The 25,144-nt window shown below is 34.2% G+C and carries 20 protein-coding genes; 16 read left to right on the forward strand and 4 right to left on the reverse strand.

Going from position 1 to position 25,144, the window contains the following annotated elements; all coding sequences use genetic code 11:
* The first annotated feature begins 219 nt into the window (after positions 1–219).
* Complete coding sequence (locus SLH48_RS10375) at positions 220–765, forward strand: hypothetical protein (protein WP_320258094.1); 546 nt, start codon at positions 220–222, stop codon at positions 763–765.
* Between the two features lie 125 nt (positions 766–890).
* On the forward strand, positions 891–1,250 hold the full coding sequence (locus SLH48_RS10380) for a DUF6176 family protein (RefSeq protein ID WP_320258095.1): 360 nt from the start codon (positions 891–893) through the stop codon (positions 1,248–1,250).
* 173 nt (positions 1,251–1,423) lie between these two features.
* Here the strand turns inward: SLH48_RS10380 and SLH48_RS10385 are convergent, their stop codons facing one another.
* On the reverse strand, positions 1,424–2,347 hold the full coding sequence (locus tag SLH48_RS10385; RefSeq protein WP_320258096.1) for a LysR family transcriptional regulator: 924 nt from the start codon (positions 2,345–2,347) through the stop codon (positions 1,424–1,426).
* A gap of 118 nt (positions 2,348–2,465) precedes the next feature.
* Between SLH48_RS10385 and SLH48_RS10390 the strand changes: the two genes are divergently transcribed.
* Together SLH48_RS10390 and SLH48_RS10395 are read left to right on the forward strand one after the other, a co-directional pair.
* Positions 2,466–3,221: a class I SAM-dependent methyltransferase gene (locus tag SLH48_RS10390; RefSeq protein ID WP_320258097.1), complete on the forward strand. Its 756-nt coding sequence runs from the start codon at positions 2,466–2,468 to the stop codon at positions 3,219–3,221.
* Between the two features lie 443 nt (positions 3,222–3,664).
* Positions 3,665–4,795, forward strand: a complete 1,131-nt coding sequence (locus tag SLH48_RS10395) for an MFS transporter (RefSeq protein WP_320258098.1) — start codon at positions 3,665–3,667, stop codon at positions 4,793–4,795.
* Between the two features lie 113 nt (positions 4,796–4,908).
* On the opposite strand, the gene SLH48_RS10400 is transcribed toward SLH48_RS10395, so the two are convergent.
* Entirely contained in the window at positions 4,909–5,817 is a 909-nt protein-coding gene (locus SLH48_RS10400) for an SAM-dependent methyltransferase (protein ID WP_320258099.1), read from the reverse strand.
* Between the two features lie 211 nt (positions 5,818–6,028).
* On the opposite strand from SLH48_RS10400, the gene SLH48_RS10405 reads away from it, so the two are divergent.
* The 3 genes from SLH48_RS10405 (at position 6,029) to SLH48_RS10410 (ending at position 10,674) form a co-directional block, all read left to right on the forward strand.
* Positions 6,029–6,901: a Cof-type HAD-IIB family hydrolase gene (locus SLH48_RS10405; RefSeq protein WP_320258100.1), complete on the forward strand. Its 873-nt coding sequence runs from the start codon at positions 6,029–6,031 to the stop codon at positions 6,899–6,901.
* A 561-nt stretch (positions 6,902–7,462) separates the two neighbouring features.
* Complete coding sequence (locus tag SLH48_RS22485; protein ID WP_413785409.1) at positions 7,463–7,642, forward strand: IS3 family transposase; 180 nt, start codon at positions 7,463–7,465, stop codon at positions 7,640–7,642.
* 629 nt (positions 7,643–8,271) lie between these two features.
* A complete protein-coding gene (locus SLH48_RS10410) occupies positions 8,272–10,674 on the forward strand; it encodes a carbohydrate-binding protein (RefSeq protein ID WP_320258101.1) in 2,403 nt (800 codons plus the stop codon).
* A 553-nt stretch (positions 10,675–11,227) separates the two neighbouring features.
* Here the strand turns inward: SLH48_RS10410 and SLH48_RS10415 are convergent.
* A complete protein-coding gene (locus SLH48_RS10415; RefSeq protein WP_320258102.1) occupies positions 11,228–11,836 on the reverse strand; it encodes a TetR/AcrR family transcriptional regulator in 609 nt (202 codons plus the stop codon).
* A gap of 209 nt (positions 11,837–12,045) precedes the next feature.
* On the opposite strand from SLH48_RS10415, the gene SLH48_RS10420 reads away from it, so the two are divergent.
* From SLH48_RS10420 to SLH48_RS10460, 9 genes are all read left to right on the forward strand, one after another.
* The gene (locus SLH48_RS10420; RefSeq protein WP_320258103.1) at positions 12,046–12,951 is read left to right on the forward strand and encodes a PEP/pyruvate-binding domain-containing protein; all 906 of its coding nucleotides are present in this window, start codon (positions 12,046–12,048) and stop codon (positions 12,949–12,951) included.
* Positions 12,951–14,591 (forward strand): PEP-utilizing enzyme, encoded by a 1,641-nt coding sequence (locus SLH48_RS10425; protein WP_320258104.1) that lies wholly within the window; start codon positions 12,951–12,953, stop codon positions 14,589–14,591. Before SLH48_RS10420 ends, SLH48_RS10425 begins: the two co-directional genes overlap by 1 nt.
* Positions 14,584–15,915, forward strand: coding sequence for an MFS transporter (locus tag SLH48_RS10430; RefSeq protein WP_320258105.1), 1,332 nt, complete (start codon positions 14,584–14,586; stop codon positions 15,913–15,915). Before SLH48_RS10425 ends, SLH48_RS10430 begins: the two co-directional genes overlap by 8 nt.
* On the forward strand, positions 15,912–16,502 hold the full coding sequence (locus SLH48_RS10435; protein WP_320258106.1) for an NAD(P)H-dependent oxidoreductase: 591 nt from the start codon (positions 15,912–15,914) through the stop codon (positions 16,500–16,502). The genes SLH48_RS10430 and SLH48_RS10435 overlap by 4 nt, the downstream gene beginning before the upstream one ends.
* 31 nt (positions 16,503–16,533) lie before the next feature.
* Complete coding sequence (locus SLH48_RS10440) at positions 16,534–17,160, forward strand: FMN-dependent NADH-azoreductase (protein WP_320258107.1); 627 nt, start codon at positions 16,534–16,536, stop codon at positions 17,158–17,160.
* A gap of 1,439 nt (positions 17,161–18,599) precedes the next feature.
* The gene (locus SLH48_RS10445) at positions 18,600–20,099 is read left to right on the forward strand and encodes a coproporphyrinogen III oxidase (protein ID WP_320258108.1); all 1,500 of its coding nucleotides are present in this window, start codon (positions 18,600–18,602) and stop codon (positions 20,097–20,099) included.
* 174 nt (positions 20,100–20,273) lie between these two features.
* The gene (locus tag SLH48_RS10450) at positions 20,274–21,830 is read left to right on the forward strand and encodes a fatty acid--CoA ligase (RefSeq protein ID WP_320258109.1); all 1,557 of its coding nucleotides are present in this window, start codon (positions 20,274–20,276) and stop codon (positions 21,828–21,830) included.
* A 256-nt stretch (positions 21,831–22,086) separates the two neighbouring features.
* Positions 22,087–23,700, forward strand: a complete 1,614-nt coding sequence (locus SLH48_RS10455) for a long-chain fatty acid--CoA ligase (RefSeq protein WP_320258110.1) — start codon at positions 22,087–22,089, stop codon at positions 23,698–23,700.
* Between the two features lie 79 nt (positions 23,701–23,779).
* Positions 23,780–24,577 carry an enoyl-CoA hydratase gene (locus tag SLH48_RS10460; protein ID WP_320258111.1) on the forward strand — a complete coding sequence of 266 codons (798 nt, stop codon included), beginning with the start codon at positions 23,780–23,782 and terminating at the stop codon, positions 24,575–24,577.
* 325 nt (positions 24,578–24,902) lie between these two features.
* Here the strand turns inward: SLH48_RS10460 and SLH48_RS10465 are convergent, their stop codons facing one another.
* Positions 24,903–25,082, reverse strand: a complete 180-nt coding sequence (locus SLH48_RS10465; protein ID WP_410625142.1) for a YhzD family protein — start codon at positions 25,080–25,082, stop codon at positions 24,903–24,905.
* Positions 25,083–25,144 lie beyond the last annotated feature (62 nt).

A 25,144-nucleotide genomic window follows, 5' to 3' on the forward strand; every position in this document is an offset into this window, starting at 1 on the left:
TTTGTTGCATTTATGAGAAAATTAGAGTACTAAATTTATCATCTACATCTTAAGGGCAGTATAAATGATCGGGATAAGCTTCGACTAAAATATTTTATTAAAATTTCATTGGGTTCCAATAATATATTTAAAGACTATAATGAATTTAATAGCTTGATAAGTAAATACAAACAGTTTTATTTCTTCCAATTAATGTATAATGAGTTGGAGGAGTGATAAATGTTGATAGTTAAGATGACAAGAAAGGAATTTGACACGTTAGCTCATGAGGAGCTTTGTAAAGTATGCTTTGAACCTTTGATCATAGCCTATAAAAATAGTATGGCTGAGCAAACTTTACAAAGCATGTCCGCGTTTAAAGAGCAATTTTATGAACAGCTAACTACTGGGCAACAAGCTTTATTCGTATTTCATATGTTTTATGATCATGCAAGAAAATCCGTAGTAGAGTTGTATTGGTGGAGTTCATATTTTTATGCCCAACCGAAAAATTGGTCATCAATAAAAGCTAGTGTTCATCACTTTCAGGATATCGATATGTTCAAGTTACTTGAAGAGATCGAAAGCGTTTTGCTACAACATCAATACCCTAGTAGTTTAGAAGATTATCATATTACACGAGAAGACTTAGCTAATAATAAAGAACTTATTACTAGGTTTAATCGTTTTCATCTTCAGTTTATCGAGAACACTTCTAAGACGATTAAGCTTATAAGTAAGGGTATTCGAGGATGTCCAACTGAGTTTGTATTCATTGAGGAATAAGGTTATTAATTACCCATAAACCAGCTTCCTTTAAGGGAGCTGGTTTTTAATAGTAAAACACAAACTTATTTGAAAAGGTATGATATATTAATTAGGATGGAAGTTAATGTAGGAGGTAAAGCTAAATGAAAGTTCGATTAAGTAAATATCGTATTAAAGAAGGTAAAACGAAACGTGTGGATGAATGGATGGACATGTTAAATCAAAACATGGATAAGGTACTTATTATATTGAAAAATGAAAATTTGTATGTAGAAACAATGTTTCGTGAAAAAAATGCTGATGGTGAATTTCTTTATTGGTATGCAATACAAGGTGATAATGAAATGAATGTAGAACTTACGGAAGATGAAATAAACAATAAGAATGAAATAATTAAGAAGCATATGGAGTATTGGGAAGAATGTATTGATCAAGAGGAACAAACACCAATAGCTACAGAAGTTGTAATGGTACCTGATAAAATTAGCAAACATATCATTTAATTCTAACAAATTTTTTTCTAGGCAAAAGATACATACGTGAATAAAAATTCGGATTTAATCTAGTCGATTTTAACCCCCACTTTTACATTTAGTGGGGTTTTTGGTTTTATAGGTGGAGTAGAACCCCACCTATAAAATTAGATCAAAGTCTACTAAAGGTAAACATATTAATTTTAATTATTTAATTCAGCAAAAACATTCATGAGTGCTCTAGAAGGTGAGCTTAAGTAACGCTCGTGATGATAAGCAAAGACAAGTGTCCTTGTTGGATTTGAATCTATTTTAAAGTAAGTAAGTTGTTTATTAGCATTTTGATGTACGACCATATTCGGTACAACCGTCACGCCGAGGCCATTTTTTACTAGTGACTGCGCTGTTTCAATACTACTTGTTTCAAACTCTATCTGAGGTTGAAACCCACTCTTTGCACATAACTCTAATACCGAATTTCGAAACCCAAAACCTTGCTTTAGCAGGATAAATGGACATTGGGACAAGCTTTCTAATGAAAGAGTACGGGCGTGCTGTATCTGTGATGGTGTTAAGAGACTTTGAATATGGCTCGGCATCCAAGAGGTTATTTTTGTCGGTAGAACGATGTGAAGTGGCTCGGTAAACATCGTTTTTGTAGTTAAGTATGTATTTTCTATTGGGAGAGCTACTATAGCAATGTCGATTTCCCCTTTAGCAGTTAAGGAAGTAAGCTGTTTTGTTGATTCTTCAACTAGCTTAATTTGAACATTGGGGTATCTTTGTTTGTATTCTTGAAGAAGTGGAGGTAATACATGACCACCTGTGACTGCTGTTGAACCGATGATTAACTCCCCGCTTGTTCCTTGATTAACTTCTTTCATTTCACGAATTAAGTCATTCCGCATAAGGACAATCTTTTCCGCTTTTTTTAAGAATCTCACTCCAGCAGGAGTTGGAGTAATGTTGCCATGCTTACGAATAAATAATTGTACCCCTAATTCATTCTCTAATTTAGAAATTTGCTTACTTAATGATGGTTGTGCAATGTGAAGGCTCTCTGCTGCTTTAGTAAAATTTCGGCTCTTGGATATAGCGAGTGCGTATTCTAATAATCTTATTTCCAACAATATAACCTCCATAGCTAAAAGCTATTAATATAATAGATTATATATCTTAGACGAATACTTTTCCATTGGCTATGATGAAACTACCTTTAATTAATGCTAGAGGAGGGGTAAGCCATTGAATAGCTGGAATGCAAACTTGTACGATGACAAGCAACATTTTGTTTCAAATTTTGGCAAAGAACTAATAGAACTGCTTAATCCACAAGAAGGAGAGAAAATTCTTGACTTAGGTTGTGGAACAGGTGACCTTGCAAATGAGATATTTCAATTTGGATCAGTGATAGTTGGAATTGACTCGTCTGAAGAAATGATTCAACAAGCACGAAGCAAGTATCCGTCCATTTCATTTTTTATCCAAGATGGTGAAACCTTTCTAACTCACGATAAATATGATGCTGTATTTTCCAATGCGGCTATTCACTGGATGAAGCAGACGTCAAAAGTTGTTGAAAATATTTCACATGCGTTAAAGCCGGGTGGAAGGTTTGTAGCTGAGTTTGGTGGGAAATACAATGTAGAAACAATTATCAAAGCTATATCAAGTGTACTATATAGTGAGTTTGGGATAGATGCTTCAGTAAGAAACCCTTGGTATTTTCCAAGTGTAGGAGAATACACTACTTTACTTAAAGAGCACGGTTTTACAGTTCATTACGCTCAATATTTCGATCGACCGACATTACTGGCCGACCAAGAAGAAGGGTTGAATCATTGGTTAGATAGTTTTGCTAGTGAATTTTTTGTTGGGTTTAGTGAAGAACAGCAGCTTCATTTATACAGATTAGTTAATGAGAAAATAAAACCTCAATTGTTTCATCAAGGATCTTGGGTTGCGGATTATAAAAGGATTCGTATTATAGCTGTAAAATAAGTTAGCTGTATGCGTATAGTTGAATTTTTCGTACGAAAAAATAAACACGTATACTACTAGGTTTAGGGGCATCTTTTCTTCTATAAAACGATGACTGTTGAGTAAAACGACTTTTTAATCTTCAATTATGGGATAATAGCAACAAAATTTACGAGAAGAGTCAATAAGTTAGATATATATGATTTATTTGTTATAAAAATCATATTATTATGAATATATCGAATGCTAAATTTTAATCTTCTATAATATATGTTAGCATCGGGAAGTGTTTAAAGCTATAAAGAAAGGATGACGTCAATGGGGTATGAATTTATTTTTATATGAATTAAATGAGTTTGAACATCTGCTCGTAACTTATTAATTGGTTGTTACCCAAGAGCTCCTTCAATTTTTGCTTGACGAACGTATAAGTTTGCAAAAAAGTTGAAGGAGTGTTAACTGAAATGAAAGAAAAGAATTTCCGCACCCTATTATATTCATTTGTTTTATCAAGTGTAGCGGTCGCTATGTATCAGGGAGTTTATAAAAATTACTTATTAGATCATTTGTCCTTTTCTCCGACTCAATATGGTTGGGTTGATGGAATGAAGGAGCTGCCTGGATTATTTGCAGTTGGAATTGTCCTTATTGCATCACGGTTTACCCCAAAAGCTGTGTGGATTTGCTCTCTAATTGTGATTGCAGCAGGGTTAGTTTTATATGCTGTCTCTGACAATATGTTATTCATTATTATTTTCACTTTAATTTATAGTACTGGGACACATTTAAGGGGGATACAAGGAGATTATTTAGTAACTGATTTTTCTACAGAACGGGATCGTTCCTATAAATTTGGACTAATTGCAAGTTATAATGCAGTAGCAAGTTTATTAGGAATGGGTTTAGTGTGGGGAATTAGTACGGTATCTTCATTTGAAACAATTTTTATTATAAGCAGTATTTTCGCATCGGTTAGCACAATTGCTGGGCTGAAGATCGTGCAAGCAAAAAGTTACTCTTCTCCCACAGTGAAATTAGTTTTTAAAAGGGCGTATACTTCTTATTATTTGTTGACTATCTTGTCTGCGACAAGGGAAATGTTTTTTATTACTTTTGGGACATTACTCTTGGTTGAAACATTTAATACTTCTGTACAATTAATGGCACTACTTATGGCTGCTCACAGTATATGCGCCGTTATTACGCGTCCATTAGTTGGAAAGGCAATACAGCGATGGGGTGAAGGAAGAGCACTTGCGGTTAATTATATCCTAGTTACGTTTGTATTCGTAGGGTATGCTTTGTTCGATTATGTCTATCTTATTTATTTTCTTTTTATCATTGATGATGTGTTAGTTGGTTTTGACGATATCGGTATTTCATCTTTCGTAGGACGTCTTGTTCCCAGAGATGAATTAAGTGCGACGTTAGCAATGGGTAGTACAATAGCGCACGTTGTCGCAGTTTGTATCCCAATTCTAGGGGCAGTAGTTTGGACAATGTTTGGATCTATAATTATTTTTCTGATTGGTGCGATTGTAACGATTATAGCAGCGCTGTTTTCATTCAAGTTGACAAACTTTAAACCAATTTAACATTGTTTAGTTGTTATAGAAAAAATGAGGCTATTTGAAAAGATCAATTTCAAATAGCCCTCCTTATGTTCTAATAAAAGCATGCTATATTATTATCTTAGTTTTACAAGTTGTTAAAATGTAGCGTGAGCAAAGTTGAAATGCTCAAAAGCGCTTAATAGATCGTGTCTGTTGTTGAAATATCGCTTGTCAATATCCTCAGGAGAAAGGTGTTCGTAAAGTAGCATATCTATTTGCTGAAGTGATAATTCCATCGTATTTGGGTCTAAGCCAGTTTTTAGAGGTTCTTGCGCTTGTTTAGCTATTTCTTGCATTTGTAATATACGTTTTGATGCTCTGTCTGGGTCAAATGCAGTATCATCTAAATAGTCAAATACAATTGAACTTCCAGTTGGTATAATTCTTTTTAATGCTTGTAATGTTTCAAATATCGTGTCTATCGTTAAATAATACGTTACACCTAACCAGCTGATAAACGTCAATTTCTTAGGTGAGAATGAAGATTTAATAAGCACATTAGTAATGTTTTCTTCTGTGAAGTCTATAGGGATAAATTGCACGTTGTTAGGTATTTTCCACTTGAGTTCAGCCATTCGCTTTATTTTGAGAGTCTGAGTTGCAGGATGATCAAGTTCAAAAACTTGTAAATGGTTTATTAATTCGGTTCTGCGATACGCACACGTGTCAAAGCCTGCTCCTAATATAATATATTGTTCAACCCCTCTAGTAATAGCATTTTCTAAACAATCCTCCACATATTTTGCACGGCTCACAGTTTGAGGAATACATTGGGTACTCATAACCCAATTTAATGCGTCTGTTTTATTGCTATATTTTGATGCGTTTTGTGGATTGAAAAATGATATGGCCTTAGCCCAATTATGTCCAATCATGGCACTTTCTTCGTCTGATATTAGCTCTTGTGCAAGGAAATCATCAAAGATGATGGGGTAATGGTGTTGTGAATGATAGGATCTAGCAAAGGCACTAACAATTGCGGTTAGACTTGCTGTGTTATTCACTTAAACATCTCCTTAACATATTTAAGTAGTTAACTACTAGTTCAATCAGCGCTAATCATATTCTAACACAGAAATGGCAGAAATAGAAATAAATGTTTAATTATAACATATAATTAAATATTTGTCAATGTATTTTTATGGTTCTATTTCTTTTTATTAATACATAAGTATTATAGATAAACATAGTTACAGCTAGAAGGGAGAGGTAGTAATGTATTACCGCTTACTCGCTATCAATATTGATGGAACTCTACTACGGTCAAATGGTCGGTTACAAAAAGGTGTAAAGGAAGCAATTCAGTTTGTTCAAAATAAAGATGTGTATGTAACACTAATTACAGGCAGAAACTTTTTGTCAGCTCAAAAAGTAGCGAAGGCTTTAAAAATAGATTCCGTACTTGTAACTCTTAATGGGGCTTTTATTGCTAATTCTATTGATCGTCCAATCTATGTAAATGGTTTATCAGAGGAGAGAACTTTTAATATTGTGCAAGTGTTAGAAAATTATGATTGCAATATAAGATTAATTCATGAAAAATTCTCTTTAGGCAATAGAAAAAGAGCAACAGAAAATATAGTTGCAAAAGCAGTTTTAAATAGTGGTGATCCTTTGTTTTATCCATTGCAATTTGTTGATTCATTAGGTGACCATTTACGCGATAATCCAGTCTCAGCTCTAAAAATAGAAGTGTATTTTTCCAATAAAGATGAGAAGGAAAAAGTAGAGGAAACGATTAGCAAAGCTTTCCCAACGCTCTCTATACTTGCACATATTGAAAATAAAATTGAAATTATTCCAGAAGGGGTGTCAAAGCTTAACGGATTGAAGAGATTAGGTGAGCATATTGGTATTCATTTGAATGAAATGGTTGCAATTGGTTATGCGATAGATGATTTACCTATAGTTAAAAAAGTAGGCTTAGGTGTAGCGATGTGGGATTCACCTAATGAGGTGAAAAAGGCAGCAGATTGGATTACACGTACGAGTAATCAACAAGGTGTAACATATATGATTAAAGAACATTTTCGTAAGCAACAACGAAAAGAATTTCTCCGTGAAGTAAGTCGTTCAGGTGATAACTAAATAGAATCTTGTCCGTCACGTTAATAGTTGCGGTTGAGAGTCTCATCGGGTAAACCTCACTTTACAAATTAATTTAACAACCTATCCGATAAATGATTTTAATTTAATCACGAGACTTTTTATATCAAATATTTATTGAAAAGCTTTAAGTTAAAAAAGTAATAGTTTTTTAGAAAACACCTATTATGGTCAAAACACATTTTGATATAGATTTGAAAGAAAGATGAGATGTGTTGGATAAAGTCACGATGTTCACAAAAAAATGCGTTGGTATTCCCCTTTGGATATGGTATCTAAAGGGGTGTTTTTATAGTGGAAAGAAAATAATATCTGAATAAATAGCTGTTAATTGACATAAAGCTGTTCCATTAGATTTATTACTAAACATGAAATAAAGTAGTGCTGTGATACAACATAAAGCAATTAAAGTTTGCAGAAGGTACCTTTCTTCACTTTAATCAAGAAGTACACTATACTAGCCCAACCTTTCAGTAATATGTGAAAAAACTGGGATTTAAACAATGAATGTCAAGGTGAGGAATCTGTTAGGATAACACTCCAATAGAGTCCTTCTTTGGGTACTTTAAAGGTGAATTCTATATAAGACCGTGTAGCACTTTGGAAGGACTGAAAAGAGAAGTAAGAAGTAATATGATGTACTACAACAATTTTAGATATCAATGGAACTTAAAGAAGATGACTCCTGTTCAATACAGAAATTATCTTCTCCATGTGACATGATCTTTTAGTTTTGTCCTGTACAAGGGGGGACATTTTATAAACTGGTTAACCTTGTTTTACAATCTGGTGCAAATCTGAAATAAAGATTTGCACCTTGTTTATTTTAGGGTCAAATTGTTTAGGAAAATTCTTATATTACGTAGCAGACTTTAAACTGCGATAAAACACGAACACCAAAATGGTTCCTAATGTTTAGCATTAGTAAAAAGTAATTTTACGCCAAGCCAAGTTACTTTTTCAATCGTGTTTTGAACCTTTGTAGAAACTAGCCATTGCTTAACATAATCTACTAGAAATACAATTACAGTAAATCATAATATAACCATAAGTTTGATTTTGTTCTAAAAATGCATTCTCAGAAGCTGATACTAAGAACCCAATTAATATAGTAGGTTTAGATATGCAACCACAACCGTACATAATAAAGGGATATTTTAAGGTAGAAATAAAGAACAGTAAACTTTCAAGCTTAAACTCTTGAAGTATTACTAGGTTATTAAATGATTTGTTTTTTTAAGCCCCCCTTTAAGAGACAAGGTGAACGAAATATATATGTGGAAGGAGGCGGAGTAGATTTCAAAATAATAATTTCTAAAAATTTTAAACTATCTGTACGGGGGGACGAAATGTTGAAAAAGACATTCTTGGTAATGATAATGCTAACATTATTATCACCAATGTTAAGTGGTAATATTGCAGCAGCTATTAACTACCAGCACGCAGTTAGCAATTTAACTGAAACTAAATCTCAAATTTCATTTACTTCAAACGTAAATACGAGCTGGGTAGATGTTCATTACAAAGTTAATACAGGTGTCCAGCAAAATGTAAGAATGAATAAGGAAGGATCGACTTTTACACATGAATTAGGTGGGCTAGAAGCTGGTGACATTATTAATTACAGTTTTACTTATAACAATGGTACTCCAGCATATAACACACCTTGGTATGAAAGTCCGCATGGATTGGAAGCGATGCCAGAACCAGAACCAACACCTGTACCTGAGCCAGAACCAACACCTGTACCTGAGTCTAATACAGATGTCGAGCGACTTGTGATTGACGATTTTAACAGATGGGAACAATGGAACTCAAATAAAAACGACTTAAACGAATCTATTATACGTAACGGAGGGGTTTACAACCTTGAAGGTAATAGAAATCTGTATTTTTTCTTTAACGGTGGATCGAGAGCTGAGTCATTTGATCAATACATAAATCGAGATATTTCTGCTTATGATACATTGGAGCTTACTTTAAAAAGTCCAAATGTTGTTGAGGAAAATTCCATAAACATCGTTTTAAATGATGGAACAAATCACTCGCTAAAATTATCTGACTACGGCAATGTAACAAGCAATTACCAAACAATCTCAATACCATTAGCTGATTTTCAGGCGGAATTAAAGAATACAATATTTTTACGTTACGAAGGCATAGGTACTGGTAAAATTGTTCGTATCGATGAAATGGTCCTTACATTATCTACTGGAGTTATGACAGAACCTGAGCCAACAGAACCGACACTTGAGCCAGTTCCAGAACCTGAGCCAACAGAACCGACACCTGAGCCAGCTCCAGAACCAGAACCAACAGAACCGACACCTGAACCAGTTCCAGAACCAGAACCAACAGAACCGACACCTGAACCAGTACCAGAGCCAGAACCATCGAATCTCAATACAATTAATCCGTTTGAGAAAATCGAAGCAGAAAATTACGATTTTATGAGAGGAATTGACACGGAAGTTACTACTGACGTAGGTAGTGGACAAAACGTTGGTTGGACAGATAATGGCGACTACATCGCATTTGAAAATGTTGATTTTGGCACAGAAACCCCGAAAGGAATTGAAGCAAGAGTAGCTAGTCAAACCATCGGTGGAACAATTGAAGTGAGGTTAGATGGTGTTAATGGACCTTTGCTGGGCACAGTAGATATTCAACATACTGGTGGATGGCAAAATTGGGTTACAAATACTTCTACTATCTCTAATGTCACTGGCAAACATGATGTGTATTTAGTTTTCAAAGGAGTAGCTCCAGGGATTGGAAACTTAAATTGGTTTGTATTCACTGGTACAACAGGTCAAGTTGAGTCAGTAGAAGAGGAGCCGGATGAACAACCAGAAAATTCAGCGGGAGATGACAATCAAAATCCCCCACAATCTGATAGATATGAAATACAAGAAATTGGAGTAGGGGACTCTTTAGCACAAGTTCTTGAAATCTTAGGTCCACCACAGCGTGAAGATGTTAGTAAATATGGATTTACATGGTATATTTATAACCAATCCTATGAAAACTTCTTAATGGTTGGTGTAGAAAATAGTAAAGTAGTTGCCTTATTTACGAATGCGACAAATTGGACCACGCCATCTCACTTAAAATACGGAGATAATAAGACGAATGTAGATGAAATTTATGGTGAGCCATTAGAGTATTATTTGAAAGGAAACACGAGATTTTGGATAAACGAATCACCTAATGAAGTAGCTACATATTCAGTTGAAGAGCTTTATATAACATTCTTCTACGATATATATGAACAACAGGAAGTAGCTGGGATATTATATATAAATAAGGATACAGAAGACCAATTTCGTAGTTATTATGGCAACCCATCTACAAATTTAACTGAAGTATATGCTAAACAAATATTTGATTTAGCAAATGTAGAGAGGGTAAAAAGAGACTTAAAGCCATTTGTTTACGATGAAACTGTTTCAAAGGCTGCTTTTAATCATAGTAAAGATATGGCATTGAAAAATTTCTTTGATCATACAAATCCAGACGGCAAAAATGTAGTTGATCGGTTGAGAAATGAAGGGATTTTATCCTTTTCTTTAATTGCAGAAAATATAGCAGCTGGTCAGTATAATGCCATTTATGCTAATGCAGGTTGGATGAATTCATCAGGACACCGTGCTAATATTTTGGGTAATGGAGAAAGGTTAGGTACAGGTGTTTACTATAACCCAGATAGTCAATATAGCATTTATTATACCCAAAATTTTTATACTCCAAGATAATACTTTTACATAATTTATGCAAATACTCAACTAAGTTTAGTTTTATAATCTAGTAAAATAAAAAACTAATGATCCTTATAAAGTTAGACAAGTTCATTAGTTTGCCTACAGGGTCTGATTCCGGTTTAGAGGTGGATTCAGGCCTTTAGTTTTGTCCTTAGTATGTCCATTGAGTCGATTAAGAATTAATTGTATATTTTTAGGATAGACGTATAAACCTGATGTAATGTTTGGAGAGTTAACAACTAATCTAATCACTAGATCTTTCATACTAAATGGTATTGGTGGACTAATATTCGGATACTTATTTTGAAAGAAAGGTTTTGAATATGCAATTTTAGCACACACGTTTCCCAATGTTTTTTTACAATTTATATTTATTCCACTCTTTATTAGTTCTGATGAAACAACCAATTAGATTACAAAAGATCTTTTCTAACCCCGTCTCAAAAAAATTAGGACGGGGTTAAATGAATTTGAAGGCTGAGAAGTAAACAAATTTATTAATTGTAGATTCCAGTCTCTTTTAGAATTTACTTATAGAATAACATTTCTATCTAATCTCAACTCCCGCTGCATTCGTGTGTCCTCTCAAAATAATTTGAGATATCATAACGGACATTTCTTCTGGAGATTTATGATTTTCCTCTCTTAACCACCAATCTATTATTCCGACAAAAGCTGAGCTAGAAAAATGAAGAAGTACTTCTTTTGGAATTTTAAAATCAGCATCTGTCATTCCTAGATTATTAAAATTTTCTTCGAATTTACCAATCATGACTTCCTCTAAGTTTTTTCTAAATTCATAAACTCCATGTTTTCCGAACATTACTTGGTAAAAGAAACGATGTTTTTCAACACTTTCATAAACTCTCTGAATGGTCATTTGATGGTTTGTTATTTTAAACTGTTGCTCTTCGATATGATTATTAGAATCACCATAAGATGTGATGAGTTCTTTTAATACTACATCCATCATTTGCTCTAATAAATCATACTTGTCTTGATAATGTAAATAAAATGTCGCGCGGTTTATCATCGCTTCATCTGCAATGTTTTGGATTGTAATGCTATCAAAACCTTTTTGTTGGAGTAATTTTAAGAAGGCTTCTCCAATTAGTTTTCTCGTACGAGTGATTCGTAAATCTTCTTTATTTGCCATAATGTACCCATCCAATCGTTTTTTTTATTATTTTAAACAACAATTCATTTTACGATGTCGTGTATAAAACAAATGAAGAAACATTGATTATTGTGTCATCGTAAATTTCAAATATAATAACAGTATAAACAACAGGTTATAAAATAATCAACATGTTGTTGGGTAATATACACTTATTAAATTGTGCCCTTGGAAGGAGAATCAAAAAAATGAATGTTGTAAGTTTAACAGATTGTATAAAACTAGAGAAAGTGTTGGTAGGTTCAAAAGCGATGAACCTATCTAAAATAAAATCAACAATACCTTCAATACCAGATGGATTTGTATTAACTTCAGATTCTTTTAAAAAATTTCTTACACATAACAATATCAGGTCCAAGAATAACCGACACATTCAAGAAGAAGTTTTAACTGCTGAATATCCAAGGGAACTGGAATTATCCATATCAAAATTTTTCAACGCTATAAAAACCAGTCCTGATGTAATACTAGCCGTTCGTTCTTCCTCAGCAATGGAAGACCTAAATAACGCATCCTTCGCAGGGCAATATGAAACAATTTTGAATGTGAAAAATTTGGATCAATTATTGGATAGTATTAAGCGTTGCTGGGCTTCATATTTTTCAGCACACATACTAGACTATGCTAAAACCAATAATATATCTCTCTCGGATGTCCAGATGGGTGTTTTTGTTCAACAGATGATTAACGCAGATGTATCGGGCGTGATTTTCAGCTCTAATCCAGTAACGAATAACCAAAACGAAATACTAGTAAATGCAAGTTATGGATTAGGAGAAGCAATTGTGGATGGTAGTGTAACTCCAGATATGTATGTAATTAACAAAGAAAACAAACACATTGTAAAGGAATTAGGTGATAAAGAGATCCAAATAATTGCTAAGGAAGAGGGAAATGAATCTGTAGTGGTTTCTACGGATCTACAAAAAATATTTTGCTTGGGTGACGAAGAAATTCTAGAACTAGTTGATATAACAATGAAAATAGAACATTACTTTGAAAATCCAGTAGATATAGAATTTGCTATAAAAAATAACATCATTTATATTTTGCAATCAAGACCTATTACGACTTTAAAAGGAGAAAATGTATAATGACATCCAATGTATATCATGTAGATTTAAAGGATCTTAAACAAAATTTAATAATATCGGAGGAAGAGAAGAAATGGTTTTGGGAATACAATGATGCACATTTCTCGAAGCCACTTACTCCCTTATTTGCTTCATTCATGGGCCCTTCAGTTTCTAGTGGGACCTTGGAAGCTTTTGAAAAATTGAAACTCCCATTAAAACAATTTCAATTTAAAATTTCGAATGGCTACCATTACCAAACAGTTAAAGTACATGATAACCCTGAGACGAGAGTAGCGGAAAATAAAGAAGTGATGACAACAGTTTTTCCAAGAGCATCAGAAATTCTTTTTGAATATGTAGAAAATACTCTACTTCCATACTACAGCATACTGGATGAAGCAAAAAAACAGAAGTTAACCTTAGAAGAAGCAGAAGAAAGAGTGTTAGAACTTTATCAGATGTATTTGAAAATTTGGTCCATACACTTTGAAGTAGTGATGCCAAAAATGTCAATGGGGCTAGCTCTTGAGGAGATATACGGGAAGTTGTTAAATACCAAAGACACAACAGGAGTATATGATTTGTTATTAGGAACCATGAATAAATCAATTGAAACAGACCGAGAACTGTGGAGGCTTTCTTTAATTGTAAAAGACTCAGAAAATTTATCTGAAATATTTAATAATTCAGATGTTAATCATTTAAGTGAATCACTTAATAATGTGGATGAAGGCCGTCAGTTTTTAACTACTGTCAAAACTTTCTTGGAAACATATGGTTACCGTGCGAGCAATCATGAATTTAATGAAGAAACATGGGTGGAAAATCCGAATCATGCTTTAACATTGGTTAAAAACTATATTGAAAAAGATTTTGATTTCGAAGCTGAGCTGCAAGAAGGGATCAATAAGAGAGAACAAAAAGTGAATGAAGTATTAGCTAGAATGCCTGATGGGGAGTTAAAAGAAACATTTATTTCGCTTTATGGTATGGCACTAAGAATGTGGGGAATTAATGAAGACCATCATTTTTATATTGATGCGATGTTACCGGCAAAAGCACGTCTATTTTTATTAAATGTTGGAGGTTTATTAGTTAACCATTCTGTCATCGAAAAGAAAGAAGATATTTCTTACCTTTATTTAGACGAATTAGTTGAATTATTAAGACAGCCTAAGTCAGTATTTGACTTGATCAAAGAAAGAAAAGAGGAACATAAGAACAATGAAGTAATTACTCCTGTTCCTTTCTATGGTAATCGACCGGAGGGGCGTTCGTCAGATCCAATCACAGAAAGAATGTTTGGTACAAGAATGGCTGACTTAAATGAAGAGGAGAAAACATTTACGGGTTATTCTAGTAGCGCAGGAGTACACACTGGAACAGTAAAGGTTGTTAGTGATCAAAGTGAATTTGATAAGGTGAAAAAAGGAGATATCCTTGTCTGTAAAACGACTACACCACCATGGACAGTATTGTTTAACTTAGCAGGTGCCATTGTTACAGATGTAGGTGGAATTCTATCACATGCTGCTACTGTTGCAAGAGAATATGGAGTTCCTTGTGTAACTGGAACGAAAATTGCAACCTCTACACTAAAAGACGGAGATGTGGTTAAAGTGGATGGTGCTAAAGGTGAAGTTACCATTCTTGAATAAAACAAATCTGATTTTGTTGTCTATATTAATAGGGACGTTTTTAGTCCCTGTTAATTCAACAATGATCGCTGTTGGGCTTCCTAGTATTGCATCCTATTTGAATGTTTCAATTACTGATATATCATGGGTGGTTACTATTTATTTAATTGTTATGGCAGTCGTGCAGCCCATTGCGGGTAAATTAGGGGATTTATATGGGAATAAACAAGTAATGCAGATCGGGTTTATTGTGTTTCTTATCTCATCGATCGCTTGTGCTTTTTCTTTTAATTTGTTTTCTCTTATTCTATTCCGTTCTTTACAAGCACTAGGCGGTGCATTATTAACCCCAAATGCTACCGCGATTATTCGTTTCGCCATTCCAACAAAAAAATTGAGTCATGCTTTTGGTATTTTTGGCCTTACGATGGGTTTAGGTGCAGCAATAGGCCCCCTACTGGGTTCGTTTTTAATCCGTTCATTCAGTTGGGAAGCTATATTTTGGGTTAATATTCCTTTTCTGGTCATTGGTGTGATTGCCACTTGGCTTATTGTACCTAATGTGAACGATGCCCCACCTAATAACAAAACCTTGGATATAGCAGGTACTTTATACCTTGGTGCAATATTGACATTTATTACATTATTTGCAACCAAAAAAGAATTAATAACTGGTTGGACGACTCTTGTTTTATTTATCTTAGTTGCCTTATTTAGTTATCAAGAGCTAGTAAGCAAAGCTCCTTTAATTGAATTTAGTATGTTTAAAAATATCCATTTTACTACTGCAAACTTATTTATTATGATTAATAACTTTTTCATGTACAGTACGGTTCTTTTTATTCCTATTTCACTGAATCAGTTTAGTATCAGCACAATTGGTATGATGTTATTCTATTTTGCCCTATCTATGTCATTATCTTCATGGATAGGAGGGACATTGGCCAATATGATTGGCAAGGAAAAAGTCATTTCTATATCCTTTTTCTTATGTTGCATCACAGCACTACTTTATTTCACGTTTAGTAATGAATCTTCTTATCCGTTTGTTGTATTTGCATTAATTTTTGGTGGTTTTTCTTCAGGAATTGGAATTGCCTCTATGCAGATCAATAGTTTGAAATCTGTACCAAGAGAGAAAGTGGGAATTGCTTCTGGCATTTACTCTACTTTTAGATATTTGGGTGGAATAATGGCATCCTTGGTAGTTGCTATTTTAATAGGTAATACATTCTTTTTTTTATTATTACTGTGTTTTTCAATCATAGGTCTTATCCTTTCACTTGGATTAGTTCTGAAAAATAGAACAAATTTAAATACAAAAAAATATGAGGTGAAAATATGAATACACTCATTATTTATACACATCCGAATCATTCCAGTTTATGTTATTCATTTTTGCAAAAAACTTTAAAGGGAATGAGAGAGAATTCCAATATTAAGGAAATAAAAGTACTCGATTTATATGAGGAAGGATTTAATCCTGCGCTAGTATTTAATAAGGATAAAAGAAGAAGGAACATGCATAAGGATCCTGATTTAAAAAAGTATAGAGATCAAATTATTCGGGCAGATAAAATTGTTTTTATTTATCCAATTTGGTGGGGAAGACCACCAGCAATGCTTTTAGGCTTTATAGATCAAATATTCTCAACAAATTTTGCATATAAAAATGTTGGAAAAATCATGCCAGAAGGGCTATTGAAGGGAAAATCCGTTGTTTGTATCTCAACAATGAAAGGACCGGAAATTCTTTATCCGTTACTTATATTGAGAAATTCCCATAAGCGTTCAATGGAAAAGTTAGTATTCAATTTTGTAGGAATTAAAGATGTAAAGTTTTTTGAATTCGGTAATATGGAGAACCCGAAAGGAAAACATACAAAAAAACTAGAAAAAGTTTACCAATATTTTCAGCAAATAAGTAGCTAAGTAAACTCAGTAATATAGGGAGAGAAGTAAAATGAAAAAAGTACTATTAGTGAAAGCAAATCCACAACAAGAGAAAAAATCTTATTCACTGCGTTTAGCAAAAACGTTTATTGATGAATACCAAACGCAGAACCCAAATGATCAAATTATAGAGTTAGATTTGTACAAGGAAGAGATTCCTTTTATTGATGGTGATGTGTTATCTGCTAGAGGGAAGGTCGTGTTAAAACAAGAGCTTAATGAAATAGAGTTAGAGAAAATAAATAAAATAAACCGACTAGCCGACTTATTTTTAGAGTCAGATAAAATCATTTTCTCTGCACCTATGTGGAATTTTGGTTTTCCACCTATGGTAAAGGCATATATTGATGCCATATCCATTGCAGGCATAACTTTTAAGTACACAGAGAATGGACCGGTGGGCTTAGCAGGAGATAAAGCTGTTGTTTTACTTGAGGCACGTGGGGGGATTTATTCAGAAGGTTCAGGAGCAAGCTCCGAGCATACAAAAAGCTATTTAGAAACTGTCATGAATTTTTTAGGGGTTAAAAACTTTAAAGTTGTTTTGTGTGAGGGTGTAAATTTAGATCATTCAAAAGCTGAAGAGATATACCTTGAAGCAGCTAACAATGCAAAAGAGGTTGCAAGATTGTTTTAATTAAGTATAACTATCGCTCTTCTTGGCGTGTAGAAGGTACCTAACGTTGTTGAAAGAAATTTCAGTAGGAACTTCGAATTTATGAGTATGGGATATATGGACTTACTTAATTGGGGCTTAAATTCATATAATCTAATCATAGTTCCTGATGACAGTATATATTGCAACATTGGAGCCATTTTTTATTATCCGTTTGTTAGGGTGAATCCACCTAACAAGTTCTCTATCTGAATGTCATCTCACATAAAGCTGTAAAAAATGTCTTGTTGGATATTTTGAACCATTTTTTAAAACTATTAAGATCATAAGTACAATGGCGACCATTGCGGTGTACAAGTACTATACGTAATTATGTAAATGATTATAATCCTGTTGAAAAGGAAAACGTTGGAGCTATTAAAGATGAATTGCTTGAAGAAACTTTATATGTCAGATATTCTTCTTACCTTAATAAAATTTACTTTGAATTTATCCAGTGTGTGAAAAATAGAAAGAATAAGTGGAGATATCAGAAGACATATTGTTCATGCAAGTACGTTAAATTACTCATTTCATCATGGTGATTTCCTCTATGATAGAATCCATATTATATTGACTGATACCCCAGAAGATAGTGTTGAAAATTAATAAAATGACAATAGAAAAGAATATATAGAAAACGAAAGCGATATACATTGTAGGCAGTCAAACTAATGTTGAACATAGGGAATTTATCTTTAATATCACTTCAGCACAAGCTCTCTCAAATGAAGTGAAAGAAGATGTTTTTGTGAAACATAATAAAAATTGTGTTGAATAACTATTGTTCTTATTGGATGCACCAACAAATAAGGAAAACATATTATGTATTATTGGTATGATGACATGGAAACTGTCCTACTATTTGATTAAAGTAGGGCAGTTTTTGTGTTTACTAATCTTTTTGAAAAGTTATACATCGGCAATTACTTTCTAATTCTAAGGTAGGGCTTGATCCGACATCTATAAAGGAGAGTTGATACATATGACAACCTAATTCTGGTTCATCACAGACTATATTATTAGGAGTTTATGAGTAGGGGTTGGATATTTGTTCAAACACATTGTAACTACATAAAGTTGTAGTATCCTCTCCTGATATTCGTTCAACAACATAATTGATAATAAGGGTGCCACCTGCAACAGCTATTTTTTGTATTTCTATCATTATATAAAGTAGATTACCTTATCGTTATTTATACCGTATATTATCTGTGCAAGGCAGCGTAGATATTGATAAATGGTTTAATCATGATAACTTTTTTTTAATGATATCCTTACTTCCAAGCAGGAAAGGAATATTAAGTAGAGATGATCTTTTTTGGGGTGAAAAATCTATTCTCCCATCTCATGATTGACCAATTTACATATGTTCTGTACACTTAGATAAGTTTGGATCGGACAATAAGAAGGTGATGTATATGAGAATAGTAATAAATGGTTTGGATGATCCGCGATATCAACGTCCAATGGAACTAATTACAGATTTATTTTTTGAACAAAGCGAACTATCGTTTAATAATATTGATGATCCAACATTAATTGTTACGGTTGATTTAGACGAGAGTATTAACGCTTCAGCTACTGCTAAATTGCATGTACTTGCGACAAATCATATATATGAAGCAAAGATGGAAAAATCGCTTGCTTCTTTTGAAAGTGAAAAGGAACGCTTTACCCAAATAAAAAATATCGTTTTATATGTGTATTTATCATTGTTACAGCAGCATACAAAAGTGAGACAACCATGGGGATTATTAACTGGGATTCGCCCAACGAAATTACTTCATAAAAAACTTCAGTTAGGTATAGCTAAAAAACAGGCTCATAACGAGCTTCGTGATAACTATATGATTTCAGATGAAAAAATACAACTGATGCAGCAAATTGTGGATCAACAGCTTTCAGTTGTGCCAGATCTATATCAATTAAAGAACGAAGTAAGCATTTATATCGGAATTCCATTTTGTCCAACGAAATGCGCATATTGTACCTTTCCTGCTTATGCGATAAATGGTAGGCAGGGCTCAGTAAATTCATTTCTGGGGGGACTCCATTATGAAATGCGTAAAGTTGGAGCTTGGTTAAAAGAAAATGGTATTAACATTACGACTATATATTTTGGTGGTGGAACACCTACAAGTATTTCAGCAGAAGAAATGGATATGCTTTACGAGGAAATGTATGAGTCCTTTCCAAATGTTGAAAATGTGCGAGAAATTACGGTAGAGGCTGGTCGTCCTGATACAATTACACCTGAGAAGCTCACTGTGTTGAACAAATGGAAAATTGATCGTATAAGCATCAATCCACAATCGTATATTCAAGAAACATTAAAAGCAATTGGACGCCATCATACGGTTCAAGAAACGATTGATAAATTTCATCTTGCTAGGCAAATGGGGATGAATAACATTAATATGGACCTTATCATTGGATTACCTGGAGAAGGTAAAGAACAATTTCACCATACATTATCAGAAACAGAAAAATTAATGCCTGAATCATTAACGGTGCATACTTTATCATTTAAACGTGCTTCAGAAATGACAAAAAACAAAGCTAAATATCCAGTAGCAGATAGACAAGAAATAGCTGAAATGATGGATATGGCTACTGTATGGACCACTGAAAAAGGATATAGACCTTATTATTTGTATCGACAAAAAAATATCCTAGGAAATTTAGAAAACGTTGGATATGCTCTTCCTAACCAAGAAAGCATCTATAATATTATGATTATGGAAGAACAGCAAACAATTATTGGATTAGGCTGCGGGGCGTCGAGTAAACTTGTGCACCCACAAACCGGAAAAATAACTAGGTTTGCAAATCCTAAAGACCCGAAAACGTTTAATGACGGTTACGAAAAGTATACACATGATAAAATTTCTATCCTTTCAAATATATTTTCTGATTGAAAAATTGCATTATTGCACTAAAAAAGTTGCCCTTGAAATTTTAACTTTCCTGGCAACTTTTTTTAGTGAATTATATTTTTAGAATATTCACAAAAATAAAGGTGTTTTACTTTTTTTTGATGAAATATATATTGGAATGAATTACTTAAATAATAGTGAAAAGGAGGAATTTTTTTGTACATGACTATTGCCAGATTATTTGAACAAACGGTCGCTAAATTTCCTGAGAAGGAAGCGTTGGTCGATGTTGCTAAAGGTTATAGGTTAACTTATGAACAATGGGACATCGAGGTAAATAAGTTAGCAAATGCGTTACTTTCCTCAGGGGTGCAAAAGGGTGATAGAGTATCAACCTATCTGTTTAACACGAGTGAACTAGCAACGGTCCTTGTAGCTTGTGCTAAAATTGGTGTTATATTTAATCCAATAAATTTTAGGTTGCAACCAAAAGAGGTAGCTTACATTTTAAGTGATGCAGAACCAAAAGTACTTTTATTTGAGAAAGCCTTAGAACCTCATATATTTGCAATTCATGAAGAATTTACAAACACCTCCTTCTGGTATATAAACGAAGATACTCCTTCTTATGCAGTAAGTTATGATGAAAGATTAAAACTAGCTTCTCGAGTACAACCTCAAGTGAAAATTAACGAAGATGATCTCTACGCAATTATGTATACGAGTGGTACGACAGGAAGGCCTAAAGGTGTCCTTCACCGTCACCGTGATATGGTTGAACAAAGTATTATTTGCCTTACCGCTCTGAAAATAACGGATAAAGATCGAGGTCTTGTCACAGCGCCGATGTTTCACTGTGCTGAATTACATTGTTGCTTCATACCGAGGATACATGTCGGAGCAACTAATGTCATACTTCACCATTTTGATCCACAAAGCGTGTTAAAAACAATTGAAGGAGAAAAAATCTCAGTTTTGTTTGCAGCACCTACGATGTGGAATATGCTGTTGCAGGAACAAATTGAATCTAAATCACTCACTTCATTACGCTTAGGGCTGTATGGTGCAGCGCCAATGGCTCCTGTATTAGTAAAGTCAATAAAAGAGATAATGGGAATTGATTTAATACAAGCATATGGTATGACGGAGATGGGTCCTGCGGTTTCGTTTCTTATGGAAGATGAACAATTACTCAAAGCAGGGTCTGCTGGCAGAGCATGCATAAACCACGAAATACGTATAGTACGGCCGAATGATGATGGACCTGCAGATCCGGAGAATGTTCTGTCTCCAGGAGAAGTAGGGGAAATAATTGTTAGGGGTCCTTGCATGATGGAAGGATATTTTAATCGTACTGAAGCATCGGATAAAGCGATGTATAAAGGATGGTATCATTCAGGAGATCTAGGCTATCTTGATCAAGGAGGATATTTATATGTAGCAGATAGAGTTGATGACATGATTATAAGTGGGGGAGAGAACGTATATCCGAGAGAAGTAGAGGACGTACTCCATGCATATGACGGAGTGCTAGATGTTGCAGTACTTGGCGAGCCAGATGAGGTATGGGGAGAAAAAGTCATAGCAATAATAGTTAAAAAAAATCCACAGCTAACGGCAGAGATGTTAGAAGACTACTTGAAAAATAGCGATCAGCTTGCAAATTATAAACGACCTAGAAAATATGTTTTTATAGATGCGCTACCTCGCAATGCGAGTGGAAAAATCCAAAAGTTTTTACTTCGAGAGCAATTGACTAACACTCAAGTATAAATACCTTCTTTGAAGGCTCTTTTCGTAAACTTTGAAAGCTTTTGTTATCAAATTAGAAAAATAAAAAGTGGTTTAATATTGTTAGTCATAATGCTAAAGAGGAAAAGCTGCCATGAACTATAGTAGTTAACGTGTTAAATAGATCAATAGGAAATGAAGCTGAGATGATTGCAGAGTTTGTTATGGAAAAGTGGAGACTAAAGGTGTAAATGGGGGCTCGTTCCTTCCTAAAACCAACAAATAGGAGGCTGGTATCATGATGAATTCACCGTTACTTTTGCCAATGATGATGGAGCACGCTGAAACATATTTTCCGAACAAGAAGGTTATCTCTCGAATGGCACTAGGAAAAACAACGCATACGTATAAGCAAATTGGTGAGAGAACTAGACGTTTATCAAGTGCATTGCAAAAACTGGGGATCAACAAAGGGGAACGTGTTGGAACGTTTGCGTGGAACCACCATCGCCATCTTGAAGCGTATTTTGGCATACCTGGGATTGGAGCTGTTCTTCATACAATTAATATTCGCCTAGCTACTGAACATATTGTCTATATTATTAATCATGCGGAGGACAAAGTTTTATTAATAGATGAGGATTTGCTTCCGCTTATTGAAAAAATTAAAGATGAGCTTCCAACTGTTCGAGCTTATATCATTATGACAGATAAAGAAGACATTCCTGAAACAATACTTGAACCGGTTTTCCACTATGAAAAAATGCTTGCTGATGCTGACCCAACTTTTCCATTTGACAATAATATGGATGAAAATGACCCAGCAGGTATATGTTATACATCAGCAACAACAGGGAACCCAAAAGGTGTTGTTTATTCTCATAGGGCAATTGTTCTACACAGTTTTGCATTAGGATTGGCCGACAGTGCAGCAATTTCTGAGAGTGATGTATCATTAGCAGTTGTACCGATGTTTCATGCTAATGCTTGGGGATTACCTTTTGCGGGGGTATGGTTTGGAACAACCATGGTTATGCCAGGACCTTCTTTTACACCAAAGATATTAGCACAATTAATGGAGTCAGAAAAAGTGACAATAGCAGCTGGTGTTCCTACGATTTGGTTAGGGTTATTACAGGTTCTTGAACAAGGAGACTACAATTTAAAGAGTGTAACTAGAATTTTATGTGGTGGTTCTGCTGCACCAAAAGGAATGATAAAAGCATTTGAATCAAAATATGGCATCCCATTTATTCATGCATATGGAATGACTGAAACGAGCCCACTTGTTGTTTTGTCTAGATTAAAAAGCTATCAAACTAACTTATCAGAGGAAGAGCGTTTAGAAATTCGGTCTAAGCAAGGTTACCTTGTGCCGGGTGTTGAAATGAAAGTGATCGGTAAAGATGGCGAAGTAACATGGAACGGAACAGAAATGGGTGAGCTCTGTTTACGAGGTCCGTGGGTAGCAGAAGAATATTATCGTGATGATAGAAGTAAAGATGCATTTCGTGATGGCTGGCTCCATACAGGTGATGTAGTAACAGTGGACCAAGAAGGAGTAATTAAAATCGTAGATCGAACAAAGGATCTTATTAAAAGTGGTGGTGAATGGATTTCATCTGTAGATTTAGAAAATGCTTTAATGGCTCATGAGGAAGTTTTTGAGGCTGCTGTCATTGCAGTTCCTCATGAAAGATGGCAAGAGCGACCAATTGCTTGTGTTGTAATGAAAGATGGAAGAAATGCTGTAACGAAGGAAGAACTTTACGAGTATTTGCGCCCTCAGTTCGTCAAATGGTGGCTTCCAGATGATATCGTATTCATGAAAGAAATACCAAAGACATCCGTTGGAAAATTTTTAAAAAGAGCATTGAGAGAACAGTTAAAGGAGCATCTTCAAAAACGATAAACAAAAAATAATTTCAGAATATTTATTTTATTGTATAGTTTTGGTACAATTATAAAGAATAAATAAAAGGGGGATAATTATGACAACTCAAAGCTCTACTGAAGTAGTTCTATTAACAGTCGAAGGAAGAGTGGCAACACTAGAATTAAATCGTCCGAAAGTTTTAAATGCAATGGACGTAGAAATGATTTTTAGTATAGTAGAAAAGCTTCATGAAGTTGCTGACAGTGAGGCAGACATACTTGTTATTAAAGGAAGCGGGAAAGGTTTTTGTTCAGGCGGTGACATTAAATCAATGCTAGCAACTGCCGCATCAGCTGGACCAGAAGACTTCGAAAAAATGATGAACAAAATAAACGAAATGATGGAAACGCTTTATAAGTTGCCACTATTAACGATTAGTGCAATCCATGGTCCTGCAGCTGGATTAGGGTTAAGCTTTGCTTTAGCGAGTGATTTCGTAATGGCTGAAGCTCATTCGATTGTTGCGATGAACTTTATCGGGATCGCCTTAGTTCCTGACGGTGGGGGACATTTCTTTATCGAAAGACGAGTAGGTGAACAAAAGGCGAAAAAAATTATTTGGGAAGGCGAAAAACTTCCTGTAGCTAAGGCACTTGAGCTAGGCCTGATCGATCAAGTTGTTGAAGGTAACTTCGAGGAAGCAGTTCAAGCTAAAGTTACTGAGTGGTTAAACAAACCTACCAAAACAATGTTAGAGACTAAAAGTATTTTTAAACAAATGCATTTACCTACATTAAAGAATATTCTTGAGTTAGAAAAGCAGGCCCAATTTAAAATGCGCCAAACGGCTGATCATCAAGAAGGTATTATCTCATTTATTGAGAAGAGAAAACCTCAATTTACAGGAAAATAATCATATAATTGAAAACGATTTCATAAATTATTTACTTTCTAGTAAGTAAAAAAGCGCGAGTTTCACATTACATATCGATAGTGAGCTTGCGCTTTGGTTTTGAATAAAACTCTGAAATTGATAAAATAGTTGATTTGACCTGAAAGACAGCAAAATTGACCGTTAAAGTAGCGTAATTGACCTGAAAGACAGCAAAATTGACCGTTAAAATTGCTTGATTGACCTGTAAATCAGTACGTGTGGTCGATTAACATTGATTGTGAACGATATGCGTTCCTTTTACATATCACAACATCAACACCGGACTTATCTGTGGTAAATGCTATTAGCGGTGAAACAAAATTAGTTTTCCTTGTGAAGACGTACAGCGGTGCGTTTTATCTTGGTAGTTTGCTTCAACTAACAATTGTTCTCCTTTCAATTTTGCTTCTTTGTCACCGCTTGCTTCAAATGTCTTTTCTAGTAATTTCTCACCGCTTGCATCATATACTGTTAAAGTGTACACAATTCAACAACTCCTTATTAAATATTTACTATTATTCTTACATAATAATCGAAATTCTGCAA

Origin of the sequence: Cytobacillus sp. IB215316 (assembly GCF_033963865.1) — a bacterium.
Lineage (GTDB): Bacteria > Bacillota > Bacilli > Bacillales > SM2101 > Nanhaiella > Nanhaiella sioensis.